Below are 14,707 nucleotides of genomic sequence, written 5' to 3' on the forward strand. Positions count from 1 at the left end.
TCAGCTCGCCTCCAGCGCCTTCAGGCTGGTCACCACGTACTCGACGAGCCGTCCCACGGTCAGCTCGATGATCTCGTCGAGGTCCATCCCGGCCAGGAACTCGGCGAAGTTGACGCGGTCCCCGTAGCGCTCCTGCAGCAGCCCGGCGAGCGTGACCAGGTCGATGCTCTCCAGTTCCAGGTCCCGGTTGAAGGTCGTGCGCATCCCGATCTCGACGTCGTCGACGCCGTACTCGTCCTCCAGCAGACGCGCGAGCATGCCCGTGACGTCGGCGAGGACCGCCTCCTCGGTGGCGGTGACGGGGTTCATCGGTCGTACTCCTCCTCCTGTGCGGCGCCGGTGGTCCACGCGACGACGTACTCGCGCGGCGGCAGCCGGGGCGGACTGACGGCCGGCGCGCAGCGCACCGGGTGGGCGCCGGCCCGGCGGCCCGAGACGGTCAGCACGGCCCCGTCCGGAGTGGCGTCCCGTACGGCGAAGTCCCGCGGCCGGCCGCCGAATCCGGTGCCCTCCGCCTTCGCGGCCGCCTCCTTGGCCGCCCAGAAACGGGTGAACCACAGCGCCCGCGACGCGCCGTCGGCGGCGCTCAGCCGGTCCAGCAGCCGGATCTCGCCCGGGCCGAGCGCGGTGGCGACGGTCTGCGCGGGGCGGTCGACGACCTCCTCGATGTCGATGCCGGGTCGGCGGCCGGGCACCCGGGGGCGGACGATCGCCACGCCGGCCTCCGCGCGGTGGGCCAGCGACACGTCCAGCGGCGGCAGCCGGCGGCCGTGGACCCCGGTGACGCGGGGCCGGCCCGCCGCGTCGTTGGACACCCGCAGTTCCGCCGGGAAGACCGGGCCCTCCCCGTGGTCCCACAGCCACCGCCGGACGGCGTCCTTGACCGCGATCCGGCCCAGCAGCCACTGCCGGCGGCCGCGCGGGGGATGCGCCGCGTACTCCGAACGCTCCGCGCCGCCCAGGGAGTTGCGCATGATCAGCTCCCGGGAGGCGAGGTCCGGCCACCGTTCGTGCAGCAGCGTCCAGCCGCCCGGCCGGACCTCGGACAGGGTGTTGCGCTCCGGGAAGCGTTCCACGGGACGGGTGGTCGGGTCGTTGTCGAACCGGCGGTCCTGCCAGCCGCGCAGTTCCGCCCAGACCCGGCCCGCGACGGTGAGCTGGACATCGGCTTCGAGCAGCGCGTCGGTGAGCGTGGTGATCCGCACCAGGCAGTCCACGTCCGTGCCGGGCGCCGGATGCGGTCCGTGGAAGCGCATCTCCCGCATCCCGACGGGGAAGACCACCGTGCGCTCCGTGCAGGTCGCCATGATCCAGTAGCCGAGGAGCTGGCCGACGTTGTCCAGCAGGCCGCCGGGCGCCGACGGCGTGGTGATCACGCCGCGGACGTGCCGTTCGCCGATCGCGGTGAGCGCGCTGACGCCCTGGAACGCCGGTCCGTGGAACATCCAGCGGTCCGTGTACAGCTGGGCCGCGGTGTGGTCGGGCGCGCGCTCGGTCGCCGGATCGGTGTGCCAGGGCACGGGAGGCGGGGCCGGGTGGCGGTCGGCGAGTTCGACGGTGGCCCGCGCCCGGGGGCCGAAGGAGACGGCGAACCGGTCTCCGCCTTCGGGCGTCACCGTCACCGGTACGTCCACGGCCGGCGTGGCCGTCAGCCACTCCTCGAACCGCGCCCCGCGCACCGCGACCGCCACCCGCCCCGGCACCGCCCGCCCGGCGGCCCGCGTCATCAGGTCCACGATCGTCGTCGCCGGTACCACCGGCCACCGGTCGGCGACGTCCGGCCAGCCGGGCCGCTGCGGGAAGAAACAGTGGTCCAGGAGGTAGGGCATGGTCTGGGGCGAGACCCGCACGGTGTCGCGCCACGAGCCCGGCCCACCGGACGGGCGGGCGCCCGGGGCGGGCGGGCCGGCGATGGTTGGTGCGGTGGGAGCGGCGAAGGGCGGGGCGGTCCCGGCCGGCGCGGTGCCGGTCGGGACGGCGCCCCCGGGTGCGGCGGAGGACCGTCCGGTGGGGGCGGGGGAGGCCGGGGAAGGCACGGTACCGCCCGGCGGGGCGGGGGCCGGGGCGCCGGGCGGTACCGCCGCACCGGGCGGTCCGCCAGGGGCTCGCGCGGTACCCGGCGCGGCGTAGTCACGGGCCGTGGCGTCCCGCGCCGCGGACATCAGCGCGGCGGCCGTGTCCGCCGTGTCCCGCAGCAGCGCGTCCAGCTCGGCGGCGACCGGGAACCGCGCGGCCAGCCCCTCCAGGGCCGGGCCGCCGACCGCCTGCCCCAGAGGGTCCCCGGCCGGCACGGTGGTGGTTCCCGTCCGCGGGGCGGGAGGCATCGAGGCGCGGGGAGGCGAGGTGGGGGCCGCCGCTCGCGCGGGAACGCCGCCGGCCGGTGCGGCGGCCGGCGCGACCCGCCCCTCGGCGTCCGCTCGTGGCGCGGCCGGGGCCGCCGGCCGGGCCGCGGCCAGCTCCCGCCGGAGCTCGGCCAGGGACTCCGGGGCCAGCGACACCAGCGCGCCGTCGAGGTTCAGGCGTACCGGCGCTCGGCCCGCGGAGGTGCCCGCACCGCCCGCCGGCGGCAGCGAGGGCGCCACCCCGGCCCCGGCCGTCCAGAGCGCGGTCATCACGCGGCGGAGCTGCGCGAGCCCGGACCGGTGGGGTGAGTTGGCGGCCACGACCAGGTGGTCCCGGCCGCCGAGGGTGTCGCCGACGAGGGAGCCCACCTGCCCGGGCCCGACCTGGACGAAGACCCGGTGGCCGGCGGCGTACAGCGCCTGCGACAACTCCCGGAAACGCACCGGCTCCAGCAGGTGCCGCAGGAACAGGGCCCGGACGTCCGCCTCACCGGAAGGGAAGGGCGCGGCGGTCGTGCCGGACCAGACGGGCACCGTCGGCGGGCGCAGCCGGAACCCGGCGGCGGCCTCGCGGAGGGGCCCGAGGTACGGCGCCAGCATCGGCGTGTGGAAACCGGAGCGGAACGGCAGCACCTGGCCGAGCACCCCCCGGGCGCGGAAGGCGCGCACGAACTCCGCCACCGCCGCGTCCGGGCCGCACACCATCGACTGCCGGGGCGCGTTGTCGTGCGACAGCACCAGGCCGGACCCGGTCCAGCCGCCGTCGCGCAGCTCCGCCGCCACCCGCTCGGCGGACGCGCCGAGCGCGCCGAAGGCGAGCCCCGGCACCGACAGCGCCTCGGGGTCGAAGTCCGCCATGAACGCGTCGACCTCGGCCCCGTCGTACATGCCGCCGGCCACCATCGCCGTCCACTCGCCCACGCTGTGCCCGGCCACCGCGTCCGGCACGATCCCGGCCCGGCGCAGCGCGGCGTCCAGCAGGCGGCCCACGGCGACGACCCCGAAGCCGTGCCGGCCCAGGTCACCGCCGTCGTCCCGCGCGCCGGCGTCCCGGCCCGTCCCGGAGCCTGACCGGCCGTCCGCCCCGGCCGCAGCCCGCCCGCCGTCCGCCCCGGAGTCCGGCCGCCTGCCGCCGGGTGGGGCGCCGCCGGGTGGGGCGCCCTCGAAGGGGTCGGCCACCCCGGTCGTCCCGGACGCCTGCCCCGTACCGCTACCGGCCCCGGGCCTCCCGTGCCGCGCGGACTCCGGAACCCCACCGCTTTCCCGAGGCCCCCGGCCCAGGGCGGGCAGGGCCAGCCCGAAGTGGGCCGCCACGTCGTTCACGCGCGGCGCGAAGTCGCCCTCCAGACCGGGGAAGACGAAGGCCACCCGGCCGCCGCCCGCGCCGCCGAGCAGCGGCTCCGGCCGGAACCACACGTCGCCGCGCCCGTGCCAGGGCCGCCCCTTGGCGACCGCGCGCCGCGCCAGCGCCAGCCGCTCGGCCGTCGGATCGACGACACCGAGCCGGACCCGCCCCGCCGGACGAGGGCGCGAAGGGTCGAGCCCCGCGGCCCGTACGGTGCTGTCGTCGCCGTCCAGCAGCGCGCCGAGCCGGTCGGGGGTGTCGGCGGCGAGCACCAGCACCCGCTCGGGCTCCGTCACCCGCAGCGGGGCGGCGGCGCCGACGGCACCCGGCGCCTCCTCCAGCACCACGTGCGCGTTGATCCCGCCGAACCCGAACGCGTTCACGGCGGCCCGCCGTACCGGCCGCCCCGCACCGGTCTCCCAGGGGGCCGCCGTGCCGAGCGGACGGAACCGGGTGCGGGCCAGCGCCGGGTGCGGGTCGTCGCAGTGCAGCGTCGGCAGCAGGGTGCGGTGGTGCAGCGCGAGCACGGCCTTGACCAGCCCCGCCACCCCGGCGGCGGGCATGGTGTGCCCGATCATCGACTTCACCGAGCCGATGACCGCCCGCTCCCCGTCCTCGTCCCCGGCACCGAACACCTCGGCGAGCGTGGCGAGTTCGGCGGCGTCACCCGCCGGGGTCGCGGTGCCGTGCGCCTCCAGCAGGCCGACCGAACCGGCCGCGGCCGGATCGAGCCCGGCGGCCTCCCACGCCTGGCGCACCGCCCGCGCCTGACCGCCGGGGTCCGGGGTGACCAGTCCGGCCGCCCGGCCGTCGCCGGCCACGCCCGTGCCCCGGATCACCGCGTACACCCGGTCGCCGTCCCGTTCCGCGTCGGCCAGCCGCTTGAGCACCACCACACCGGTGCCCTCGCCGATGAGGATGCCGTCGGCGTCACGGTGGAAGGGACGGCTGCGCTCGCTGGGGGAGAGGGCCCGCAGTTGGGAGAAGACACTCCACAGGGTGATGTCGTGGCAGTGGTGGACCCCACCGGCGAGCATCAGGTCACAGCGCCCGCCGGCGAGGGCGCCGACCGCCTGGTCCACGGCGACCAGCGAGGACGCGCAGGCCGCGTCCACCGTGTAGGCGGGGCCACGCAGATCGAGTCGGTTGGCGACCCGGGAGGCGGCCAGGTTGGGCACCAGCCCGATCGCCGACTCGGGGCTGTCCGGACCCAGCCGTTCGGTGAACGCCCGCTTCACCCGGTCCAGTTGGGCGCTCGTCAGGTCGGGCAGCAGCTCGCCCAGCGTCCGTACCAGCTGGCCCGCGGTCCGGACCCGCTGGTCCAGCCGCACCAGACCGGGCGTGAGGTAGCCGCCCCGGCCGAGGACGACGCCGATCCGCCGCCGGTCGGGGAGCCGGTCCGGGCCGCCCGCGTCGGCGAGCGCGGCGGCCGCGACCCGCAGCGCGATCAACTGGTCCGGCTCGGTGCCCGGCACCGACGCCGGCATGATCCCGAACCGGGTGACCTCCACCTCGGCCAGCGCGTCCACGAAGCCGCCCCGCCGGCAGTACACCCGGTCCGCGGCCGGCGCCTCACCGGCACTGCCGGGCCGGTGGTAGTCCGCGTCCCACCGCCCGTCCGGCACCTCGCCGATCGCGTCGACGCCGTCGCGCAGATTGCGCCAGTAGGCCTCCAGGCCGTCGGCTCCGGGCAGCAGCACCGCCATCCCCACGACGGCCACCGGCACCTGACGGCCGGTCACCTCGCCGGTCACCAGCCCGACACCGTGTGGACGACGGCGGTGACGGACGGATCGCCCCAGGCCAGCTCGCGCAGCAGCGCGGCGGTGCCCTCCTGCGGGTCGATCAGCCGGACGCCGCGCCGCGCGTACTCCCGCGCCAGCTCCGGCCCCACCATCCCGGCGTGCCCGGCGGCGGGCGCCCACGGCCCCCAGTGCACGGTCAGCGCCCGGTGCCCGGTCCGGGCCGCCCACGCCGCGCCCAGCGACCCGAGGGCGTCGTTGGCGGCCGCGTAGTCGGCCTGGCCACGGTTGCCGAGCACGGCGGCGACGCTGCCGAACAGTACGGTGAAGGCGGGCCCCTCGGGCAGTTCCTCCAAGGCCGTGAGCAGGGCCCGGGCGCCGGCCGCCTTCGTGCCGTAGACCCGCTGGAAGGACTCCGGGGTCTTCTCCGTGATCAGCCGGTCCTCGATCACCCCCGCCGCGTACACCACCCCGTCGAGACGGCCGTGCTCGGCGTGGATCTCCTTGACCGCCTGCAGCACCGCCTCGGGCTCCCGGAAGTCGACCGACCGGTAGCGGACGCGGCTGCCGAGCGCGGCCGCCTCCGCCAGCGTGGCGGCGATCTCCCGCTGCGCCAGCAGCAGTTCGGCCGCGCGGTGGATGTCCGAGGGCGTCAGTCCGCCCCGCGCGGCCAGCGCCGCTCGCAGCTCGGCCGGGGTCCGTGCGGCGGCCGTGCCGGCGTCCTCAGGGCCGTCCGGGGCGGGCGTCCTGCCCAGCAGCTCCAGACGGCAGCGGGACGCCGCGGCGAACGCGAGGGCGCACTGCGCGGCGATGCCCCGCGCCCCGCCCGCGAGCACCAGCACGGCGTCCTGGTCCAGGCCCAGCGCCGCCGCCTCCGCGGCACCGTCCCCGGCCGGCCCGGCACCCCTGTCGCCCAGCGCCCCGAGCGGTGCCTCGACCAGCTCGAAGCCGTGCCGGCCCGTCGCTGTGCGCCGCACCACCGGTGTGCGGTCGCCGGCGGTGATCTCGCCGAGAACCGTGTCGGCGAGCGGGGCGTCCCCGCCGTCGACGAGCCGGGCGACCGTCCCCGGGTACTCCCGGGCCAGGGTCCGGAACAGCCCCGGCAGCCCCACGGCCGCCGTGCCGTCGAGCGAGCCGACGGCAAGCAGCCACCGGGGTTCGCCGAGCACGGCCGCCCGGAGCACGGGGAAGGCGTCCGGCAGCACCGGCGGTCCGTCGGCCGTGAGCGCGCCGAGGTACAGCACACCGTCCACGGGCCCGTCCGCGTCCGACAGCACGTGCCGCGCGTCGCGTACGACGACGTCGGCGCCGTACGCGGTCAGGCGGGCCCCGGCCGCGCCGCCGTCCCCGAGGACGGCCCAGCGGGTCCCGGCCAGCACGGCGGCCGGGTCCGGCGTACCGCCCGCCTCCTGGAGGAGCACGGGCCGCAGCACCTGCCGGCGCGGCGCCTCACCGGCCACTTCCGGTGCCTCAACGGTCACTTCAGGTACCGGTACCGGGGCCGTGGACGCGGCGTGACCCGGTGCGTCCAGCCGCGCCGTGAGCCAGTCGGTCACCGCCGCCGCGGTACGTGCCCCGGCCAGCTCCTCCACCTCGGAGTCGTCGAGCGCGGTCAGGTCAGCGCCGTTGCCGACCCCGAGCCGCCGGGCCAGCTCGCCCGCGATCTCGGCGCGCTTGATGGAGTCGATGCTGAGGTCGGCCTCCAGATCCAGATCCGGCTCGATCATGTCGACGGGGTATCCGGTGCGCTCGCTGATGATCTCCAGCACGACCTGCCGGACGTCCTCGGTGCCGGTGCCGCTGTTGCTGTCACTGTCGGCGGTGTCGGTCATGTGGGTGGTGTCGGGGGCCCCATGGGCGGTAACCGGCTCTGGCGGCACCGGCCGGAGCGGCTGCGCCTGCGCCACCGGCACCGGCTCGGCCGCTTGGACCACCGTGCCCGGCCCGGGGACGGCCGCCGCGGGCGCCGCCCCGAAGTACGTGAGCAGCACGTCCCGTTGGGCGGCGATCATCTCCCGGCTGGTGCGGAGGAACTCGGCGATGAGGGCGTCCCGGTCGGACGGGACGCCGGGTGGGGGGTTGGTCGTCACAGTCGTCTCCCTGCTCTCCACGACTCGGCGGGCCGGTGCGAGCGCACCGGGCAGGAGGTCTCCGGCGGCGGTCCTGACGAGCTGACCGTCCACCGTCCAGCCGGGCCGCCGCGGCGCGGGCGCGGTCAGCGCGTCCACGGCGTCCCGGCCGCGCAGCAGCCACTCGGCGCGCACCGGCTGCCCCGTGACGGCCAGCCGCGCGAGGGCGTCCAGAAAGCCGCGCAGCCCGTCGCCCGGCCGGGGCTCGCAGGCCACCGTGCGGTGCGGGCGGTCCCCGAGGATCCGCCCGACCAGCCGGGTCAGCACCGAACCCGGTCCGGCCTCCACGAACAGCCGCGCCCCGGCCGCGTACATCGCCTCGATCTGCTCCACGAAGGCCACCGGCGCGCCGATCTGCGCGGCCAGGCCGGCCCGCACCGCGTCCGCGTCGGCCGCGTACGGGGCCGCCGTACGGTTCGCCCACACGGGGAACTCGGGCGCGCGTACCGGCACTTCGGCGAGTACCTCGGCGAAGCGGTCCCCGGCCCCGGCGACCACCGGGCTGTGGAAGGCGCACGCCACCGGGACCGGCCGGGCCGGCAGCCCCGCCGCACGCAGCAGCCGCACCGCCTCGGCCAGGTCGTCGGACGGGCCCGAGATCACCGTCTGGTCGGGCGCGTTGCGGTTGGCGACGACCACCGTGTCCGGCGCGCCGGCCGTGCCGAGCGCGGCGGCGACCGACTCGGCACCGGCCGGTACCGCGGCCATGCCGCCCGGTTCGTCCCCGGCGGCCGCGAGGATCGCCGCGGCCCGGTCCGCGCTCAGCTGCAGCAGCGTCGCCGGGTCGAGGGCACCGGCCGCGCACAGGGCGACCAGTTCGCCGTAACTGTGCCCGGCCGCCATGTCGGGGCGCACCCCGGCGGCGCCGAGCAGCCAGTGCGCGGCGAGCCCGGCGATGCCGAGCGCGGGCTGCGCCGCCCGGGTGTCGGTGAGTGCGGCCCGCTGCCGTTCCCGGGCGGCGTCGTCGAAGGCGGCCGGCGGATACAGCGGGCCGACGTGGTCCCGACCGAGCTCCAGACAGTGGTGCAGCTCCGGAAAGGTGACGAACAGGTCGGCGAACATGCCGGTGCGCTGGCTGCCCTGTCCGGGGAAGAGGAAGGCGACCTGCCCGTCGAGGGGTGCCTCGGCCAGATGGACACCGCGGGCCGGGTCGTGCTCACCGGCCAGCGCCCGGCGCACCTTGCCGGTCAGGTCGTCGACGTCCGTGGCGACGACCGCGATCCGGACCGGCCCGGTGCCCGCGTCCGCCCGGCGGGCCGCGCCCAGCGCCAGGTCGCGCAGCCGCCAGGGCCGGCCCTCCGCCGCGGCGGCCGTCAGCAGTTCCTCGGCCGCCCGGCGCGCCGCCGCCTCGTCGCGGCCCCGGAACAGGAACAGCTCGGCCGGCCAGACGTCCAGGCCGCGCACCGGCGGCACACCGCCGTCGTGGGCGCTCAGCACCACGTGGAAGTTGGTGCCGCCGAATCCGAACGCGCTGACGCCCGCGACCCGTTCGCGTGCGGGCACCGCCCACGGCCGGGCCCCGTCGTGGAAGACGAAGGGGCTGCCGTCCGCGTCCCAGGCCGCGTTGGGGCGCTCCACGTGCAGGGTGGGCGGCCGGACGCCGGTGTGCAGCGCGAGCACCGTCTTGATCAGGCCGGCCAGCCCGGCGGCGCACTTGGTGTGCCCGATCTGCGACTTGACCGAGCCGAGCACGCAGCTGCCCGGCCGCGCCCCGGCGGCGTCGAACACCTCGCTGAGGACGGCCAGTTCGGTGCGGTCACCGACCACCGTCCCGGTGCCGTGCGCCTCGACCAGACCCACGTCGGCCGGGGAGATCCCCGCGTTGCGGTACGCGCGTTCCAGCGCGGCCCGCTGGCCCTGCGGACGGGGCGCGGTCAGGCCGAGGGAGCGGCCGTCACTGGAGCTGCCGACGCCCTTGATCACCCCGTAGACCCGGTCGCCGTCCCGCTCGGCGTCCGCAAGCCGCTTCAGGACGACGCAGGCGACGCCCTCACCGAGCGCGATGCCGTCCGCCGACGCGTCGAAGGCGCGGGAGCGGCCGGTCGGGGACAGGGCGTGCACGGAGGAGAACAGCACATAGTCGTTGATGCCGTTGTGCAGGTCGGCGCCGCCGCACAGCACCACGTCGCTGGTGCCCGCGGCGAGTTCCTTGCAGGCGACGTCCACGGCGGCCAGCGACGACGCGCAGGCGGCGTCCACGGTGTAGTTGGCGCCGCCGAGGTCGAGCCGGTTGGCGATCCGCCCGGAGATCACGTTGGCGAGCATGCCGGGGAAGGAGTCCTCGGTGAGCCGGGGCAGCTGCCCGTCCAGGCCGTCGGGGACCCGGCCGTAGTAGGCCGGCAGTACGGCCCGCAGCGTCGCCGCGTTCGACAGGTCGCTGCCGGCCTCCGCGCCGAACACCACCGAGGCGCGCGACCGGTCGAAGCCCCGGCCCCCGTCGCCGTACCCGGCGTCCTCCAGGGCCCGCCGGGCGGCCTCCAGGGACAGCAGCTGGACCGGCTCCACACTGCCGAGCGAGGCCGGCGGGATGCCGTAGCGCAGCGGGTCGAAGGGGATGCGGGGCAGGAAGCCGCCCCACTTCGAGGTGGTGGAGGTGCCGTGGTGCACGGCCGGGTCCCAGCGCTCGGGCGGCACCTCGGTGACGGCGTCCCGGCCGCCGACGACGTTCGCCCAGAAGGTGGCCAGATCGGGTGCCTGCGGAAACATGCAGGCCATGCCGACGACGGCGATGTCGAGCGGCGCCGGGGCCTCGGGCAGTGGCTCGGTCGCGGCCAAGTGGCGTAACACGGCGACACGTTCGGTCAGGAAGTGGGCGGCCCCCGTGGTCACCGAGCGGTGCAGCTCGGGGATCGTGGTGGCCGCCGAGCGCAGCGCCGCCACCTCCCCGGCCATGAACATGCCCTCGGTGAGCTGGCGTTCCTCGTCCACCGGGGCGAGCCCGCCCGCCCGATCGCGTGCCACGCCCTTGCTGGCTACCCGCAGCCGGCCCACGTTGAGCCGTTCCAGCTCCTCCCAGACCTGCCGTTCGGGCACGCCCTCCGTGCGCAGCCGCGCCCGCAGCGCGGCGAAGTCCGCGGTGAAGGCACTGGGCAGACACCGCGTGGCGTGACCGGGCGCCGACTCCAGCAGTGTGGTGCGGTCGGCGGCCATCACCTGCCGCTGGAACAGGGGCCGGATCGCCTCGTGGACGACCGCTTCCTCGGTGAACAGGTAGGCGGTGCCCATCAGTACGCCGACAGCGGCACCCCGTCCGGTGAGCGGCGCGGCGAGCGCGGCGACCATGGCCGCCGACCGCTCGTCGTGCACCCCGCCCGCGAGGAACACCTCCACGTCCCTTACGCCGTCGGCGCCCTCACGTCCGAAGTGCTCCTCCAGCACGTCCAGTTGCGCCTCCCACAGCGGGAAGCTCGCCCGGGGACCGACATGACCGCCGCACTCCGCCCCCTCGAACACGAACCGCCGGGCCCCGGCCCGCAGGAACTGCCGCAGCAGCCCCGGCGACGGCACGTGCAGGAAGGTGCGCACCCCGGCCCGTTCCAGCGCCTCCGCCTGCGCGGGCCGCCCGCCGGCGATGACCGCGTGCGTCGGCCGCATCTCCCGTACGGCGGTCAGTTGCGCGGCCCGGATCTCCTCCGGCGCGAACCCGAGCACCCCCACCCCCCACGGCCGGTCGCCCAGCGCCTGACGGGCGTCGTGCAGCAGTTCCCGCGTCCGCGTGCCGTCCGCCAGCGCCAGCGCGAGGAACGGCAGCGCGCCGTCGCCGGCCACGGCCGCCGCGAACGCCGGCCGGTCGCTCACCCGGGTCATCGGGCCCTGGGCGACGGGCAGCCGGGTACCGAGCGCCCGGCTCATCGGGGAGTCCGGCCCGAGCGCCCGCGCCGGTGCCGCGTCCCGCAGGGCGTCGCGCACCGCGTCGGTCACGGCCCGCACCGTGCGCCGTACGTCCCCCCACCGGTCGGCGAACCGGGCGGCGAGGAAACCGTCCTGACCCACCGGGAGCAGTTGGGTGTCCGGGTCCCGCGCGCCCAGCAGGACGGCCACGCCCGCCGGATCCGACGGTGGCCGAACGGCACCCGGGACGCGGCGGCGCAGCACCCGGTGCCCGGCCACCACGACCGTCTCCGAGCCGTCCAGGGACCGCAACGCGGCGGCGGCCGGCCCGGGCAGCGACGACTCCGCGAGCAGGGCGAGCTGGGTGTCGAGGACCACGCCCGCGGCCCCGCCGGCCACCGCGGCGGCGGCCGTGCGCGGGCCGATGCCTCCGCACGCCCACACCGGGAGGTCGAGTTCCGGCTCGCCGAGCAGTCGTTGCAGCAGGACGAACGTGCCCGACTCCCCGACGCGTCCACCGCTCTCGGTGCCGCGCGCGATCAGCCCGTGGGCCCCCGCCGCGGCCGCCGCGCGGGCGCCGGCCAGGTCGGTGACCTCCACCAGTACGCGCGGGAACAGGGCGAGCGCGTCACCGAGCGGCCAGGCGGAGTCCGGGGCCAGCACCGCCGTACGCGGGGGGCCGGGGTCCAGGTCGTCCGGTCCGAGCCGGCAGCGCGCCCCGACCCTGACGCCGAACGGCCCCTCGCCGGCGGCCCGCAGCCGCGCGAGCGCCGCACGGGCCACGCGGTCGCCGTCGCCCAGGTCGAGCACCCCCAGCCCGCCCGCGCGCCCCACGGCCAGGGCGAGCCCCGGATCGGGTTCACCCAGTGGAGTGATGCCGATGATCAAATCCTCGGAACGCACAGCGGACGTCATGATTCTCCGAATCGAGGTGAAACTGACGGAAAGGCGCTAGCGCGAAACGCGTTGAAAGGTAGACCGCTTGTTACTCGCTGGTCAATGAAGCAACAGTCGCGAGGTCAGCCGCCGCATCGATCCGGTCAGGCGGCCGATCACGGCCACCGCGGCGGAAATCGGGCCAATTCCTTTTCGCCGCGGCCCGGCCCTTTTCCCGCTCCCGCCGGATGAAACACGAGCTCGTGGAGAAATCCGGCCGGACGGTCGGCCCATGTCCGTATCCAGGCGCACTTTTCCGGCATCCCGCGGCGGCCGGAGACTCCTCGGCTGCCGAGGCGGGAGTGACCTGAAGCGCCCGGCGGGAGACCGAGGGCCGGTTCGGATGTCTCCGAACCGGCCCTGAGCCGCGACTCTCTCGGTCGGGACGACAGGATTTGAACCTGCGACCCCTTGACCCCCAGTCAAGTGCGCTACCAAGCTGCGCCACGTCCCGTCGTGTCCGGCGGCGAACCGTGCGAACACGCAGGTAAACCCTACCCCACGGCGACGGGCGCCGGTTCGCGGGCCGGTCGGGGCGCCCCGCGCGAGCACGTCATCCGCACGGCCCCGCTGCTCATGCGACCGCACGGCCACGACGGCACGGCCACGGCGGCACGGGCATCGAGCAGATCTCGCGGGAGGCCCGGGCCACGCTCGGTTCCGTCCGTCGGCTCAGTGCCCGTTCTGTCCGCCGGCTCAGCGCCCGTCGCCGGCCAGGGCCGTACCGGTGGGCGCCGGCACCGTGAGGTACGCCGACAGTCCGCCCTCCAGCCGCACCGCGTCCCAGTCGTGCGCGTACCCGGGCGGGGTCCGCGCCCCCCGGGTCAGGAACACCACCGGCACGCGGCGCGCGGTCCGGGCCAGGGCCGCCGTGGTGGTGTTGGTGTCGTGCCCGCGCGTGTGGGCCGAGGCACAGCCCGTGTAGTAGGCGATCGGCACCGTCGGCGCCAGGGAGGAGTGGCCGGTCAGCACGCACGGCGGTCGTACGCCGTGCCGGTGCAGGTCCGCCGCGACCCGCGCCCAGCGCTCGTGCTCGGCGGTCGTGCGCTCGGCGGTGCGCCAGAGCACCGCCGACTGCACCGCCAGATGCCCCGCCAGCCCGACCGCCACGGCCGTCACCACCAGAGGCCGCCGGGCCGCCCGCGCGCGCGTCAGCAGATACCCGAGGGCGTCCGCGGCCGGCAGGGCCAGCAGCGCGTAGGCCGGGAGCAGGAAGCGCGGAGCGGCGTAGCCGATGAGGAACAGGTACGGCACGGCCACCGTCGCCGCGCAGGCCGTGGACAGCACGGTCGGCGCGGCCCGGTCCCGCCGCACGGCGATCACCAGGGCGAGCAGTGCGAGCGCCGGCAGCACGAACCACCACAGCATGACCGGCGTGTCCGGCATCGGCCCCTCGCACGGGCGGCACAGGGTACGCCCCGACAGGCTGCGCATCTGGTCGTCGACGGCGAGATGCCAGCTCAGTCCGCCCTGGATCCGGGAGGCCTCGGCCAGCCGTCGCAGAGGACCGCCGTAGGCGGCGTAGGCCTCGATCAGCCAGGGCGCCGCTCCGGCGGCGAGGCCGCCGAGGAGCGCGGCCGACAGCCGGACCGACCGCCACCGGCGCACCGTGACCAGCGCCACCAGGAGCGCCAGACCCACGTACGCCGCGTCACCGGGCCGCATCAGCGCCATCAGCACCGCGCTCACGCCCAGCCCCCACACGGGACCGCGCAGGACGGGGTCGCGCTGGAAGCGCAGGAAGCAGCCCACCGCGGCCAGCGCGCCGAGGGCCACCCAGATGTTGGGCATCGCCTGCGGGCCGTAGTACACCGTCACCCACAGCGAGGCGAACAGCGCGCCGCCGCCGGCGACGACCCGCGCCGGGAACAGCCCGCGCCAGGCGCGCAGCGCCAGGAACAGCGCGACGGCCGACAGGACGGCGAGATACACCCGCAGCAGGGGCGTGGACGACGACCAGGAGGCGATCGGCGCCACCAGCACCGGCACCCCGCGGGCGCGCGGCGCGCTGAAGAACGCCGCCGGCGCCTGGTCGCCGACCTGGCTGACGTACACCGACTCGTCCCAGCCGAGCCCCATGGCGGGCGGTACCAGCAGCAGCTGCGCCGCGGCGAACGCGCACGCCACCGCCGCCGTGCGGACGTCGTCGCCGCGGGTCCAGGGGAACGCACGGGCGAACCCCGGCGGTCGTGGTCGTACGGTCTGCGCCATCTGCTTGGTGTCACCCCTTGCGCGAGTGCGGCCTGCCTGTGCGGCGGGTGCGGCGCGCACCGCGAGTTCCGCGAGAACGGCGACCGCGGGCTGCCGCTGATGCGGTGGTGGCTGGTGCGGCGGTCAAGGTGGCCGTCCCGGTGCCGCGCGAGCGGTGCGCACGCCCGGAAG

Annotated in this window: 4 protein-coding genes and 1 tRNA gene; all 5 read right to left on the bottom strand. The window is 76.8% G+C overall.

The genetic code is table 11. The features are described 5' to 3' along the window. Positions 1-309 carry an acyl carrier protein gene (locus AC3ET3_RS27815; RefSeq protein ID WP_432156746.1) on the bottom strand — a complete coding sequence of 103 codons (309 nt, stop codon included), beginning with the start codon at positions 307-309 and terminating at the stop codon, positions 1-3. After that, the gene (locus AC3ET3_RS27820) at positions 306-5,441 is read right to left on the bottom strand and encodes a type I polyketide synthase (RefSeq protein WP_435613078.1); all 5,136 of its coding nucleotides are present in this window, start codon (positions 5,439-5,441) and stop codon (positions 306-308) included. Before AC3ET3_RS27820 ends, AC3ET3_RS27815 begins: the two co-directional genes overlap by 4 nt. Next, positions 5,438-12,304, bottom strand: a complete 6,867-nt coding sequence (locus AC3ET3_RS27825) for an SDR family oxidoreductase (RefSeq protein WP_435613079.1) — start codon at positions 12,302-12,304, stop codon at positions 5,438-5,440. Before AC3ET3_RS27825 ends, AC3ET3_RS27820 begins: the two co-directional genes overlap by 4 nt. A 401-nt stretch (positions 12,305-12,705) precedes the next feature. Further along, positions 12,706-12,779, bottom strand: a tRNA-Pro gene (locus AC3ET3_RS27830). A 242-nt stretch (positions 12,780-13,021) separates the two neighbouring features. After that, positions 13,022-14,536, bottom strand: a complete 1,515-nt coding sequence (locus tag AC3ET3_RS27835) for a hypothetical protein (RefSeq protein WP_432133421.1) — start codon at positions 14,534-14,536, stop codon at positions 13,022-13,024. Positions 14,537-14,707: the final 171 nt, after the last annotated feature.

The sequence above is a fragment of the Streptomyces sp. bgisy159 genome (genome assembly GCF_057707805.1).